Here is a 13,752-nt window from a genome sequence, read left to right as displayed (position 1 = left end):
GCAGCCCAGGGGTGCGTGACCGCATGCAGCGCCAGCGGACCCGCGACACTCAGCCCGAGCTCGCGATACGACGCCTGCTACACGCCGCCGGACTGCGCTACCGCGTCGACGTAGCACCCACACAATCGCTCCGTCGACGCGCTGACATCGTCTTCGGCCCAGCCCGTGTGGCCGTCTTCGTTGACGGATGCTTCTGGCACGGATGCCCGCAGCACGGAAGCCGCAAGACCAAGGCCAACACCACCTACTGGTCGGAAAAAGTCGCACGTAATCAAACCCGGGATGTCAGCACCGACCGTGTCCTCACGAATAACGGCTGGCATGTCATCCGCATCTGGGAGCACGAGGACCCTCAGGAAGCCGCCGAGCGAATCGCCGGCAGTGTTTACGAGCGGCGATGCTTTAAGCAGTCACACGCCTGAAGCTGGCCCTCATATTGAGGCGGATAGGTTGGTACAGCACCGCTTCAAGCGTCGCCAAGGCGGACAGGGTGCACCTGTCACGCAGCGACAGCCGTGCTCCTACGCGGCGCCGGCCGGCATGGATCGCAAGGTTGCCTCTCGCGGCGGTTGATCAGCCCTCAGTTGTGACGGTGCTTGTGCGGAAACGAACCAGCCGTGAAATGTTCCGGGTGGGCGCGTAGCCGCAGCGGTCCGTCCCTGCCCGTAGGCGACCGCGGGCGGAGTGGCAGTTGGGCGTACGCACCGGGCGAGGTTCATGGCGTGCTGGGCGATGCGCGCGGCGGGACACATGCCGCGGTGCTTGGTGCACTGCAGGTTGCGGCAGTTGCCGTTCTGGTCGGGTTGGTGGGCGGCGGTGACGTCGAGGGCGAGCCGCCACAAGAGCGGGTCGGTCACGTCGTCGGGTATCGCGGCAAGCAGGCTGAGGCGCTCACTGGACACGTGGGTTTCCTTCTGTCGGTCGTGTTCGCCGTCCGCCGGGACGAGTGGCAGACGGCAAATACGATCGACGCTCACCTTCAACTGAAGGTCAAGTCGTTCGTCTGCTCGTGGCTTTGAGGTGCGAGGAGCAGGCGCAGTGCGATGTGCTGCGGCTGCCGGCCGAGGGTTGGCGGCGGTGGGTTTGTTTGGCGGCGGGGCGTGGCCCGAGCGGCCTGAGGAAGCGGACCAGGAGCAATCCTGACACCGCGACTCAGGGGGCCGACTCAACGCTTTCGATCGAGGCGCAGTCCGCTCCGGTCGCTCGGTGCGCGCCCGTACGGCGGGTGACGGTTACCGGCCCGGCTAGCTGGCGGTGGGGGTGGGCCCGGCGGCGTGCGGCGGCCTGCAGGCCGCCCCACGCGCCGTGTGTTCCGCTCCCCTCATCAGGCGGCCCGCTCGTCCGGGGTGGGCTGGTCGTGGGTGCGGTATTGGTCGTCGTGGTGGGTGTCGGTGTAGGGCAGGTCGATGAGGCGGAGACGGCCGGTACGGCCGAGTAGTTGCCAGATCTGGTGGGCAGGGCTGGCGGCGAGGGCGGTGCGCAGTTCGGCGGTGGTGGTGGCAATGGCCGCCTCCAGGCTGGTGCCGGCGAGGCGGTGGTGCAGGTTCGCCTCGCGTCGTGCGGAGGGTAGGTGCAACAGCACCGGCCATGCCCAGGTGCTCATCCTGTACAGCCGCTCGTACTTGATGACCTTGTTGATGAGGACCTGCAGGTTCTCGCCGCTGGTGTCGTACTCGAGGAAGAAGGGCACGGACCGTCCCCACTCGGTCCACACCCCGGCGCCGTCCGGGCGGGGAAAGCCGGTCGCTCCGGCGAGGATGATCTGCGGGTCGCCGCCTTTGCGGTAGAGAGTGCCGGGTTCGTGGTAGGCCGACGCGGGCTGCCAGCGGACGAGGTCGCTGTCGGGGTGGGTGCGGGCGTGGGCGGCGAGGTCGATGAAGACCTGGTTGCCGCCGAGCAGGTGCGGCAGGTCCGGTCGGTTGGTCAGGGAGTGTTTGCGGCGGCGGGCTTGGTCGCGGCGGCCTCGTGGGAGTCCGCGTTGGGCGTGGACGTGGTCGTAGCCGAGTTGGTCCAGGACGTAGTGGTAGGGGTAGGAGCCGCCGTCCGCTTTGTTGGGTCGGAAGCGGTCGACCGCTCGCAGGGCGGTAAGGCGGCGCAGGCGGCGTTGGGTGAAGTCCAGGGATGGGAACAGGGCGGCGGCGATCTGGTCGGTGGTGAGCACGCCGTGGTCGTAGAGCCAGCCCAGGAGCCGGTCGTCGCGGGCGGTGATGCTGGCCTGCAGTCGCAGCAGCGGGTCCGCGGTCGGTAGGTGTTTACCCATGGGCACCAGCCCTGGGGGAGAGACCCGAGACTGGAGGGTCTGTCTGGAGCGGTCCCCGACTCCTGACAGCGGGGCTGACCTGGGCTGTGAGCGGCCGTGAGGGGTCAGGTTGGGGGTCAGGATCAAGACGGACGGTAGAACGGAGATCGGCACTGACCGCTGAAGCGCCGGGCGCAACGGGTTCGGCGTGACGCTGCGGTGAGGATGGGTGTGAGTCGGGCCGGTGACGCTGGTGAGGTTCGCGGTGCGGGGTGATCATCGTTGTTGCTCCAAGGTCACAGGTGCGAGTGGGTGTGAGATTGGTGTGCCGCCCGGCATAGCGGGCCGGAGCAACCGGAGGTCGGTAGTCGCTGTCCGGCAGTTTGGTTGGACATGCCAATCTCACTGGTCTCGCCCGTGTGGCGAACTTCCGGTGACACGGGCAGTCAGTCGCCTGTCCGACCGAAGTTGGTCACAGCGGCTGCGACCTGCGGTGCGAGAGCCGTAGGCGTTGTCGTTCGGGTTCGAAGCGAACGGTAACCTCCGACAGTCCCTGACAGTGACCGGGTAAGCGCTTCGCTGGGTCGCCCCGGTCTGCTCCTCGACCGGCCCACGGGCCGGTCGAGGAGCAGCGCAAGGTTGGTCAGGGGCGCGGCGGGTAGTGGTACTCGCCGTCGGCGACGGATTCGTCGTAGGGGCGCTCGGGGTCGTAGATGGGGTGTGGGGCTCGGGGCCGTACCTCCTTGAAGGTCACGGTGTCGGGCGGCCACTGCTCGGGGGTGTGGGGAAGGTCGGTCAGGGCGAGGCGGTGTGTCTCGCCGATCGGCTGCCAGACCGGGTCGGCCGGATGGCCGTGCTCGGGGTTGCTGGTGACGACGGTGAGGTGCCGCGTGTTGCGGCGCTCGAGGTAGCGGCGCAGTTCCTGCTCTCGCTGCGGGTCGGCGGCGTGGAACATCAGGGTCGCCAGGCCGGATTGTTCGGCCAGGTGTCGGTAGCCGTGGATGCGGTCGGCGAGGTCGGCGGGACGGATCTCCCCAGGGTCGGGCTGGTACCAGAACGCGTGGCGGTTGCGGTCGTGGATGTACTCGCCGTGCCAGGCGGTATGCCGGGCCGCGGTGACGTATCGGCAGGTGCGCGGTGACCACCAGGTGCGTAGGTCACTCCCGGGTTTGGCGAGCGCGCGGGTCGCGAGGTTGACGAAGAAGTCGTTGGCCTGCAGCAGGCCGGGCAGGTTCGGATGTTCGCGGAGCCGGTCGCGGGCCCGGTACACCTGCGCCGGTGTGACATCGCGGTCTTCGCCGAGTGGGGTGAGTTGGGCACCGATCGGGCCGAGGCACCACCAGGTGTCGGCGGTGGCCGCGGTGCTGATGTTCCAGAGGCGGTCGATCCAGCCGCGGCGGGCGAGGATCGCCAGACGTCGGGTGGCCGACGCCGTGGTGGTGGCGAAACCGAGTGCGGTGAGCTGCGCGGTGGTCAGGACGCGGTGCTCGGCGAGCATCTCGACGGCCCACCAGTCGGGCCGGCGCATGCGGCGGCTCTCGGCCAGAAGCAGCTCCGCCGGGATCGGTCGGGTGGACGGGACAGTGAACTGGGGATGGTAGGTGGTCGCCATGACCGGTACCTCCAAGATGGCGCCACCCCGGATAGAGGGTGGCAGGGGTGGATGAATGCCCGGGCGACCGCATCGGTGCGGCGCACCACGGGCGGATCACGCCGCCGCGGTCGTGCGTCGCGGTGGGTGACAGGGCACCGGCTCGCCGCTTCCGTGCCCGGACGGCAGCCCCGGTACGGAGCTGGCTGGTCCGCGCGGCCGGATCACCGGCCGGTCGTGCGGTACGGCGAGAATCTGAGCGCGGCTTGTGGCGCCGTCATTAAGGAACCGCCGTTTGTGTGCTCTGGCGAACGCCTGCCTCACTCACAGCCACTCACAGCCACACAACGAGGGGTTTCCTCAGGTGAGGTGATCTGTCCCAGGAGCCCTCACCGGGGGAAGTGACGGCGCCGCGAGAAGAGGGAGCCGACCTAGGCGACTGCCGTTGACGTAGCGGCAGTGGTGGCGAGGCGGCGGCGGCTGGCGGCGCGCAGACTGGCCCGGCGTTCGGCTCGCGCCGCCAACGCCTCGGCGGCCTGCGGGGACGCCGCGCCGGTCAGCATCCCGTCGGCGAGGGCTTCGGCGAGGCGGGTGTCGATGCGCCCCAGCCGCATGCGCAGGGCGTCGGTGCTGATGCCCCATCCGGGCCGCGATGGGTTCCATGGCTCGCCGTCCCAGCCGTACGTCGATGTAGGGCTGCTCGTCGTCGGCGTCGAGGATCCCCAGGCGTGCCGCGCGGCGTACCAGCACGTCCGGATGCCCGTAGGGCACCTGCGGGGTCCGCGGTCCCGTGACGCGCTCCACGTCCTCGACCGGAACGAACTCGTTGGCCTGCTGACGTAGCGCGTGCCCGGCGCGCCACCCGGCCCGGCACAACGACGCGTACGGTGCCCGGTGGGCCACATCCACGTGGTCCCGCAGCGCCGCCAGGAATCCCGCGAGGATCTCCGCGCTGATGTCGTCGGGGTCACCGCGGTATCCGTCGGACAACCGCCTCGCGTAGCGGCGTAGCGCCGGCATCGCCATGCCGACCGCGGCGATGACCCACTGCGGCCCGGCCAGGCGGGCTCGACGGATCAGCTCCCGCCACACCGCGTCGCGAGCGGTGTAGGCGCACGGGTTGGCCAGTAGCCAGTCCCGCAGCGTCGGCAGCGCCACGACGCCTCTTGGCAGGCCGTCATCCGGACTGAACCCGTCGAGGTCGAGGGACAGGGGCGCCGGGTCGCTGGTCAGCGCGGCGAACGCGACATCGACGGCGTCCAGGGGTGCGGCAGGGAAGATCGTGTCGGACACACTCATGATCAGTACTCCTAGGCCAGTGAGGCCATCGGGCGTCGCCGCCGTGTTCTGGCGACGCTGGAATGCCGATTACGCCACGACTGACTCACAGGCACTCACAGCGCAGGTCAAGCCGGCTTTCGCGCCCAGCCGGCCGCTGCGGTATCTCGAGCGAACTCCGGACGCGAGGCGGCACTAGACAGGCGATGCGGGACGGGTCGCGGTACTCCTGAGCAGGGCTGTGAGCCACTGAGGCACGCCAAGCGCGGCACTCAGACGGCTCAGCGACGAAGCCGCGATCGTGGGGCCGCCCCACCACTCACAGCGACTCACAGCCGCTCACAAAGACTCACAGCGACTCACAGCGGCGTTGCACCCGCTGCCGGCGCCCGAACGCCGACGGCGGCGCCGGTGGTGACGCGAGCCCCGACCACCTCCTGCGTCCCCGGGGCGGGCCATCGTGCCTGGCGCCGTACCCGTGTCGGTCGCCGGTGCAGGCACCAGTGATGAGGACTCCACCGGCACCGGCTGCCTTGTCCGGGAACGGGCGACCCGGTGTCAACGGTGCTTATCGATGGAGATCTTGTCCCTGCATCCGGCGGTGACCGTGTCCGAGGGGACAGGAACGTCGGCGGGGGAGCTGTGTCACCTTGTCCGGCCAGGCAATCGTCGGCCGGTCATATGACGTCGAGATCTGTTGACCGTTTCCGTGCGCGCGGCCATGGCCTCAAGGCGGGAGGAAGGTGTCCTCAACGTCCGGCCAGAGTGTCCGCGGCGTCGCACGTGTCATCGATGTTCGTCGTTGACAACGTGTCCGGCGTGGTTGCTGAGCAGGGCGGGGACATTGTGGCCACGCGCGTGTCCCTGGCCCGGAGTGACGCTGGCGCCGACCGCGACCGTCCGTCCCGTGGTGGCGGTGGCCAAACCGGCATGACATCCCTGCGCCGCATGGACGAGCGTGTCAACCGTCCGCAGGCCGTGTCCGCGCCTACCGGGTAAGGACATGTCCACGGACATCGTGTCCATCGAACCTCATGTGTGCCTGACCGGTCGTCGCCGCTGGGCGTGTGACACGTAGGCACCCTGGCCGAGCCGTCGGTGGACACGGTGTCGCAGCATCGGTGAACCGTCGCACCACCCACCGTGTCATCGACACCTGCCACTGTCCGGTTGGTGGGCGCCGAGGCGGTGGCCCATCCGTGTCGGATCGGCGCCGGCCCGGGACGCATGGCCGGACGGGCAGCCCTGTGAGCCTCTGTGAGTGGGTGGTGAGTCACATAGGCGTTCGCCAGAGCACACAAGCGCGGGTTTACAGATGTCAGCGTCTCACCGACGCCACGCGAAGCGCATCCGGCCTCACCGCGGTGCGCCCCGCGCCCGAGCCTGTACCGCCCGTACTCACCGCCGAGGAGATGACGATGAGATCGTCGAGACGCACTCGAACCGTGTCACCTCGGTCCGGGGATGGACCGGCCGGCGGTGAGCGGGAGCCGACGTGGACGGCCGAACGGGTCCGCGCCCTGGGCGCCAGCACCGACCTGGCCACCGCCGCGGCGGTGCTCGGCATGTCCCGCTCCGCCGCTTACAAGCTGATCCGCCGCGACGCGTTCCCCGTGCCGCACTTCCGCGTCGGCGCCCACTACCGGATACCCACGGCCCCGCTGCTGGCCACCCTGCGCCTGGACGACCGCGACACGTCCGCGCCTCAGCGAAACCCCGACGCCCTGGACTCACCGCCATAGGTGCCCTGCCGTGCCGACGGACACCACCCGTGCAGCCTTCGGGCCGCAGCCACACGGGCCCCTCTGCTCCAGCCTTCCCACTCTTCAGCCGGACCCTGTCGTGACGGATCCGGCGACTTGATCGTGCCCGCAAATGACGCGTGGATGTCGATCAGCGGAAACCGATGCATCCCAACCTGATCGAGGAGCACCACCTGCCATGCCTGACGGAGGCATCTTCAAGCGCTGCGGCTGCCGCCACCCTGACACCGGCAAGCCGCTCGGCAACGAATGCCCGAAACTGCGCCGCCCGAACCGCTCCTGGAGTTTCGAGCACGGCCACTGGACCTACCAACTCGAACTTCCACCCACCGCCGACGGCGGGCGTCGGCAACTACGCCGCTCCGGCCTACCCACCCGGCGGGCCGCCGCCGACGAACTCGACCACGCCCGGGAACTGCTCGCCCTAGCCAAGGGCGACCGGCGCCGCCGGACCGAGATCGGCGACCTGCTCCAGAACGCCGCACGCACCAAACGGCCCCTGCCCGAGGTCGACCGGATCCGCCAGCGGCTGCGCGGCGACGGCCCTCTCGCTGACGCGCCCACCGTCGCGGACTACCTCACCGGCTGGCTGACTCACCTCAGCGTGGACGACAACACCCTGCGCGGCTACGAGTCCATCGTGCGGGTGCATTTGATTCCGCACCTCGGCGAGGTTCCGCTGGACAAACTGCGCACCAGCCACGTCCGTGCCATGTTCGCCGCTATCGAACGCCGCGGCGACGACATCCGCGCCGCGAAGACCAGTCCCGACCCGGCGGTGCGCAGGTCGGTCGCCGGAGTGCGGCCTACCGGCCCCACGACCCGCCAGCGCATCCGCGCCTGCCTGCGCAAGGCCATCAACGATGCCCTCGCCGACGAACTGATCGTCGGCTCCAACCCGGCCGCGCTGGTCAAGACCCCGGGTGACCGGCCGCTGCCGATCGTGTGGGAGGACGAACGCGTGCAGCGTTGGAAGGACACCGGCGAGGTGCCCGGACCGGTGATGGTATGGACCGACGCGCAGGTGGTGGACTTCCTCGACCACGCCGCACGGCACGCCCCGGACCTGCATCCCATGTGGCATTACATGGCCTACCGCGGACCCCGCCGTGGCGAGGCCTGCGGACTGCGCGACAGCGAGGTCCGCCTGCACCGCCGGGAGACCACCATCAACAACCAGATCGCCACCCACGGCTACACCCCCGTGCAGAAACCCCCTAAGAGCAGGGCCGGAAACCGTGACGTCGCCCTCGACACCGACACCGCGAAGGTCCTCACCGCCTACAAGGCCCGCCGCGCCGAATGGCAACTCGCCACCGGCCCGGCGTGGCCCGACACCGGCCTGTTCTTCGTCCGCCCCGACGGGCAGCCCTGGCACCCCAACGCCGTCACCCAACGCTTCCGCCGGCTCATCCGCAAGGCTGGCCTACCGCCGATCCGGCTGCACGACCTGCGCCACAGCGCCGCCACCATCGCCCTCGACGCCGGCGTCGACATCAAGGTCCTCTCCGACCAACTCGGCCACTCCACCACGACCCTGACCCGCGACACCTACCAGAGCGTCACCAAGCAGCTGCGCCAGGACGCCGCCGACGCCGTCGCGGAGAAGATCAACAAAAGGCGCCGCGGGCCCCGCAAGGCGGGGTGAACCCACCGTCACCGACGCGGTAGCGGCTGGACTCCCGGTCAGGCGAGCGAACACGCGGGGCGCTGTAGGTTCTGGGCTTGATCTCTGGGGTCAGTGGGGCGCGCGGGCATCGCGGCGGGCGGGCGACGCTCGTCGCGTCCGGCACCGGGACGGTCCCCGTCCGAGACCACGGGTTACATGGCGCAGGATCGGCCACGTTCGGTTCGCGAGACCATCGCGCGGATCAGACGCCCAGACCTCGGGCCTGCGAGCCACCGGCCGCGCTGACGGCGTCCGGGCGATGGGAGCCCGACGTAGGGGTGCGGCGCATCGGGGCGACGGCCGGGCCGTCGGGCAGCCGGATGGCTTCCTGTGGGGTGTAGCCGTAGCGGGTGTAGATGTCCTGGCCCTCGCCTGTGGCGTCGGTCCACGAGGGCAGGTCGACGCGGTCGAGTCTGTCGCGGTGGTGGGCGAGCATCGCCGCGCCGATGCCTTGCCGCTGGGCGGCGGGGGCGACGGCGAGGAACGCCAGGTGGTAGTGCGGTTCGGTGGGCCGGCGTGCGCTGAGCAGCCCGTCGAGGATCTCGAACCGCTCAGCATGGTCGCCGGCCGCGTCGGCGAGGCGGCTGCGGTAGTTCGCCGGTGGCGGGATGCTGCGGTAGCGGTGGAAGCCGACTGCGGCGGCGTTGAGGTCGTCGGTGACGTGGGTGTCGCCGTAGAACATGGCGTGTTCCACCCAGATCGCCGCCACGTCGGTGAGGATGCGGCGCCGGTGGGTCGCCTCGGGCACTAGCCAGGCGGCCAGCGGGTCGGGGTGCAGGGCGTCGGCGATGAGCGCGGCGACCTTGTCCTTGTCGGCCCAGCGGGCGGCGCGGATGCGAGCAGTGACATCCATGAGGATCCCTTGACAGGTCGGGAGCGGATGGGGTTGCCGTGTGATTGGCGGCGTGGTGTCAGGGCGTGTTGGTGGTGCTCGTGCGGGTGTGGAGGGTGAACAGCAGGTAGTCCTCGACGTCGCCGGTGCGGGGGTGGCCGCGCTGTGATGGCGTGAAGTGGGCGCGTTCGTAGGCGAGGACCTCGCCGGTGCTGGGGTGCAGGATGAGCAGGCCGCGGGTGGTGCCGTCGTCGCTTGTGGCGCTGACTCCGGCACCGGTGCGCCCGGCGCGGTCTTGTACCGCGGGGTGGTAGGTGAGCCCGTTGGTGTGGCTCAACAGGGTGAGGATCGCGGTGCGGGCGTCGCGGTTGGGTGTGCGCCACGACGTCAGGCCGGCGATGGCGTGCAGGACTGCCGGTGCGCCGAGGAACGGCGGCGAGATGCTGCTGATCTGTGCGGTGAGGCCGGTGGAGTCGACGGCGACGGGGCCGATGGTTCCATCGAGCGTGCCCGGCTCGTAGGTCTCGTCGGTGGTGGGTCGTGGACCGGGCGGGTGGCGCAGGCTGACGGCCCGTCCGGAGCCGTTGTCGGCTCGCCAGTGCCGCTCTTCGAAGACCACGACGGTGCTGGTCGCGCGTCCTGCCTCGATACGGGTGTCGGCGGCCCACTGCCGTATCAGCACGAACGAGAACCGGCCCGGGACGTCGCAGTGCGCCTCGGCGGCGACCTGGGGGAGCACGTGGTCGGCTGGCCGCGGTGCGGGTAGGGCGGTGGGTGGCGTCGCAGCGGTCCGCGCGGCGAGGGCGCGCAGCTCGGCGGCGGTCAGCGGCGCGGGGATCCCGCACGGTGGAGTACCTGTTCGGGCAGGCGAGGTGACCTGCCAGCGGCTGCTCTGCGGTGCGGGGGTGTGCGTGGCGGCCCATCCGGGCACGAGGGCGGCAGCGGCGAGCAGGCCCAGCACGCACAGCGCGGCAGCGATCCTGACGGCGGGCCGCCGACGCCAGTGGGCCGGCAGATCCGTGGGCGTCGAGGGTGGGTGAGGTGGGTGAATCACGGTCGATGCTCCGGGAGTCTGTGGCAGGGGTCAGCGGTAGGCGGCGGTGGCGAGGTCACCGACCGCGGCGTCGACCGCGGCGGTGATGTCGCGTACAGGCCGGTAGTGCTGCTCGGCGATCGCCCGCAGCTGGGCGGCGACGGCGTTGGTGTCGTCGAGGTACAGGTGGGTGGCGAGGCCGAGGACGGCGACGAGGCCGGCGAGGGCGGCGGTGTGGTTGTCCGGCGGCTCCCGGCCCGCGGCGAGATACCGCAGCCTGGATCGGGCCACGACCGCCCACTTGGTGTCGGTGGCGAGGTAGACGTCGGTGCGGGCGAGCCCGCCGAGCCGGCGGCGGCTGGTGCGGTGCAGGATCCCGCCGGCGTGTAGGCCGGCGCGGGTGCGTTCGTACAGGTCCTCGGCGAACCATGTCAGCCATCCCCGCAGCGTCGGGGCGGGGTTGGCGTAGCGGACCGAGGCGATGGCGGCGTCGGCGACCAGGTCGCCGACGGGTCGATCGAGGCGGAGCCGGATCCTTTGATCGGCGGCCGGGCAGGTGTCGTCGTTCGGGTCGTCGAGCGTGATTCGTCCGGCCAGGAAGAGGTCGGTCAGAACCGCGCCGGCCATCCCAAGGGCGAGGGCCTGGCGGTGGATGTGGGGTTGGCCGGTGTCGTCGTTGTGGCCGAGCAGGAACAACTCGTCCCGCAACGGCAGCTGAGGAATCGACGCGGTCATCGCGGCAGCTCCTACCGCAGCCCGGCCGCATGCTGGCGCAGCCGGGCGTGCACTCCCGTGTAGGCGGCGCTCGGGTGCGGCAGCAGCGCCTTGTCGACGGCGGCGAGGACGGTGTAGTTGGGGTCGCACACGTTGCCGATCGGTGCCCTGCCGGCCTGCGAGATCAGCTGGTAGGCATCGAGCTCTTCCAACCCGGTGAGCGTGCTGGTCCAGCCGACGAGGTCGCGGTGGGCGATCCGGTAGGCGTCCTCCAGCGGCCGGGCGCAGCCGACCGACATGATCGACGTGTCGGTCTCCAGCCGAGGCCACACCGTCCGGGTGCCCTTGATGACCTCGATGACCAGGGTGGTGGTCGTGGCGATCTCCACCCCGACCCCGCAGGCCTCACCCTCGCCCTGGCGGGCGTGCCCGTCGCCGAGGGCGAGCATCGCCCCGTGCACGTTCACCCCCAGGTAGAGGGTGGCCCCGGCGCGCAACTCCGGGGTGTCCAGGTTCCCGCCATGGGAGTCAGGGACGATCGTGGAGCGGGCCTCGAACCCGCCAGGAGCGACCCCGATCGTGCCCATCATCGGGTCCAGCGGCAGCTTCACTGAATGGTCGCTGGCCACGGCATGGAAGCCGACCGTGCCGCCCTGCCGGTCGATGTCGTACACCCACACCCGCTCCTGCAGCGGCTCCTGCAGCGTCGCGGTATGGGCGGTGGAGGTCAGCGCCCCGAAGTGCGGGAACGTCGATGACACACCCCAGCCCCGAGCGGGAACGATCGAGGCGAGATGGACCGCGAGGGTGTCACCGGGTTCGGCGTCCTCGACGAAGAACGGCCCGGACACCGGATTCAGGTACGGCATTCGGCACACCTGCGACGGCAGGTCCGCCGCCCCGCGCACGAGGCCGCCGAAGCAGTCCTCGGTGTGCACCTGCAGGATGTCGCCGGAGCGGACGTGGGCCACCGGCATCCGCCCGCCGAAGGTGTAGGCCAGCTCGTCGCGGGCGGGCCGGTAGGTGATCGTGTCCATGCCGGTCACACCCGTTCCACGTGGCGGGCCTGCGACTGCGCGGGCGCCAGACCCGACAGGGCCGGCCGGCGGCCGGACAGGTAAAGGCTGGCGAGAACGACCATGCCGAGGGCGAGCCAGGCCAGGCCGAGGCGCTGCGCGGCGATGTTGGCGTTGACCACCACGTAGGCGAGGATCGCGAACCCGATACCGGGCATGACCAGGTGCGCCCACCAGTTGCCGCTGCGTCGGCGGATGAGGTGGTGCACGACCACGGAGACGTGCAGGACAAGGAAGGCGACCATCGCCCCGAAGTTGATCAGCGACGACAGCAGCGTGATCCCGTCCGCCCGGGTCGCCATGTACAGGCCGAGCACCAGGGACACGGCGCCGGTGAGCAGGGTCGCGTTGATCGGCACGTTCCGGCGGATCGACACCTTCGCCAAGAAGGCGGGCAGTTGCCGGTCCCGGGCCATCGCGTACAGCAGGCGTGAGGTGGCGACCTGGGCGACCATCGAGTTCGGCAGGCCCCACGCGATCGCCGTCGCCACTGCGCACAGGGTCGCCAGCCAGCCCCCGCCAGCCACGGCTGCCGCGTCGTAGAAGGCGGTGCCGTTCACGTCGCCCTCCGCGAGGAGGGTGCCGGGGTTCGGAACGAGCATCGCGGCCAGCCAGGTCTGAGCGATGAACAGCACGCCGGCGAGGATTAGCACGGCGGCCATCGCCCGGCCGATCTGCCGGGAACCGCCCTTGGTCTCCTCGGCCAGCATGCTGATCCCGTCGAAGCCGAGGAAGGACAGCACCGCGATCGACACCGCCCCGGCCACGAGGGGCCAGGTGAACGTGTCGGCGTTGTAGAAGGCGTCCCAACTGAACCGGCCCCTACCCGAGGCAAGAGCCCAACCGGCGACACCCAGGAAGATCGCCAGGACGATCAACTCACCGATCAGCATCACCCGGGTCACCATCGCGGTCATCCGGATGCCGACCGAGTTGACGACCGTGTTGAGCCCGACGAACCCGAGCAGCCACAACCACACCGGCACAACGGGCACGGTGGCGTGCATCGCCACCGACGCCACCAGGTACAGCAGTCCCGGTACGAGCACGTAGTCCAGCAGGATCACCCAGCCGGCCAGGAAACCGACCGGCGCGCTGATACCCCGACCGGCGTAGTTGTAGACGCTGCCCGACATGGGGAACGCCTTAACCATCTGCGCGTACGAGAACGCGGTGAACACCAACGCCACCACACCCACCGCGTAGGCGAGGGCCACCATCCCGCCGGAGCCGGCGTACACGCTGCCGAAGATCGCCATCGGCGCGATCGGCACCATGTACACCAACCCGTACGCGACCAAGTCCCGAAACCGAAGCTGGCGGCTCAGTTCCTGTCGATACCCATATCGGGATAGGTCATCCTGGAAACTCATCACACTCCTCAAATATTTGCGTCCTGGCCAATCTCGCTCTTGGCGGCTAAACCGTCAGCGAAGGCAACTACTTAGTCGCGCCTAAATCGCTTCGACCAGCAAGCGGATGGGGCGTCAGCAACGAGATTTGCTCACCGAGGCAGATGAGTCGATAGCGTTGATGCGGACACGCGGTGTTGTCCGC

At 70.0% G+C, this 13,752-nt stretch carries 11 protein-coding genes and 1 pseudogene; 4 read left to right on the top strand and 8 right to left on the bottom strand.

Annotation, left to right across the window (positions count from 1 at the left end; translation table 11 throughout):
- The first annotated feature begins 11 nt into the window (after positions 1 to 11).
- Both AB0B55_RS14535 and AB0B55_RS14530 read left to right on the top strand, forming a co-directional pair.
- A complete protein-coding gene (locus AB0B55_RS14535; protein ID WP_357171901.1) occupies positions 12 to 422 on the top strand; it encodes a very short patch repair endonuclease in 411 nt (136 codons plus the stop codon).
- Positions 423 to 722: 300 nt separating this feature from the next.
- Positions 723 to 1,019: a hypothetical protein gene (locus AB0B55_RS14530; RefSeq protein ID WP_357171900.1), complete on the top strand. Its 297-nt coding sequence runs from the start codon at positions 723 to 725 to the stop codon at positions 1,017 to 1,019.
- Between the two features lie 305 nt (positions 1,020 to 1,324).
- Here AB0B55_RS14530 and AB0B55_RS14525 read toward each other — a convergent pair whose 3' ends face one another.
- The 3 genes and pseudogenes from AB0B55_RS14525 to AB0B55_RS14515 all read right to left on the bottom strand — a co-directional run bounded on the left by AB0B55_RS14525 (position 1,325) and on the right by AB0B55_RS14515 (position 5,129).
- Positions 1,325 to 2,260, bottom strand: coding sequence for a replication-relaxation family protein (locus AB0B55_RS14525; protein ID WP_357171899.1), 936 nt, complete (start codon positions 2,258 to 2,260; stop codon positions 1,325 to 1,327).
- Positions 2,261 to 2,882: 622 nt separating this feature from the next.
- Positions 2,883 to 3,851 (bottom strand): replication-relaxation family protein, encoded by a 969-nt coding sequence (locus tag AB0B55_RS14520; protein ID WP_357171898.1) that lies wholly within the window; start codon positions 3,849 to 3,851, stop codon positions 2,883 to 2,885.
- Positions 3,852 to 4,261: 410 nt separating this feature from the next.
- Positions 4,262 to 5,129: pseudogene (locus tag AB0B55_RS14515) on the bottom strand (hypothetical protein).
- Positions 5,130 to 6,553: 1,424 nt separating this feature from the next.
- Here AB0B55_RS14515 and AB0B55_RS14510 point away from each other — a divergent pair.
- Together AB0B55_RS14510 and AB0B55_RS14505 are read left to right on the top strand one after the other, a co-directional pair.
- The gene (locus tag AB0B55_RS14510; RefSeq protein ID WP_357171897.1) at positions 6,554 to 6,850 is read left to right on the top strand and encodes a helix-turn-helix domain-containing protein; all 297 of its coding nucleotides are present in this window, start codon (positions 6,554 to 6,556) and stop codon (positions 6,848 to 6,850) included.
- Positions 6,851 to 7,049: 199 nt separating this feature from the next.
- A complete protein-coding gene (locus AB0B55_RS14505; protein ID WP_357171896.1) occupies positions 7,050 to 8,519 on the top strand; it encodes a tyrosine-type recombinase/integrase in 1,470 nt (489 codons plus the stop codon).
- Positions 8,520 to 8,742: 223 nt separating this feature from the next.
- Here the strand turns inward: AB0B55_RS14505 and AB0B55_RS14500 are convergent, their stop codons facing one another.
- From AB0B55_RS14500 to AB0B55_RS14480, 5 genes are read right to left on the bottom strand one after another with little or no spacing between them, the layout of a single operon-like run.
- Positions 8,743 to 9,393: a GNAT family N-acetyltransferase gene (locus AB0B55_RS14500; RefSeq protein ID WP_357171895.1), complete on the bottom strand. Its 651-nt coding sequence runs from the start codon at positions 9,391 to 9,393 to the stop codon at positions 8,743 to 8,745.
- A 58-nt stretch (positions 9,394 to 9,451) separates the two neighbouring features.
- On the bottom strand, positions 9,452 to 10,426 hold the full coding sequence (locus AB0B55_RS14495; protein ID WP_357171894.1) for a hypothetical protein: 975 nt from the start codon (positions 10,424 to 10,426) through the stop codon (positions 9,452 to 9,454).
- A gap of 30 nt (positions 10,427 to 10,456) precedes the next feature.
- Positions 10,457 to 11,140: a GPP34 family phosphoprotein gene (locus AB0B55_RS14490; protein ID WP_357171893.1), complete on the bottom strand. Its 684-nt coding sequence runs from the start codon at positions 11,138 to 11,140 to the stop codon at positions 10,457 to 10,459.
- Positions 11,141 to 11,151: 11 nt separating this feature from the next.
- Positions 11,152 to 12,165, bottom strand: coding sequence for an acetamidase/formamidase family protein (locus AB0B55_RS14485; protein WP_357171892.1), 1,014 nt, complete (start codon positions 12,163 to 12,165; stop codon positions 11,152 to 11,154).
- The gene (locus AB0B55_RS14480) at positions 12,162 to 13,568 is read right to left on the bottom strand and encodes an APC family permease (RefSeq protein WP_357171891.1); all 1,407 of its coding nucleotides are present in this window, start codon (positions 13,566 to 13,568) and stop codon (positions 12,162 to 12,164) included. Before AB0B55_RS14480 ends, AB0B55_RS14485 begins: the two co-directional genes overlap by 4 nt.
- Between the last annotated feature and the right edge of the window lie 184 nt (positions 13,569 to 13,752).

The sequence above is a fragment of the Micromonospora sp. NPDC049107 genome (assembly GCF_040648595.1).
GTDB lineage: Bacteria > Actinomycetota > Actinomycetes > Mycobacteriales > Micromonosporaceae > Micromonospora.
Note: the sequence above shows the minus strand (reverse complement) of the source record. Positions and strands in the feature narration are given on the sequence as shown.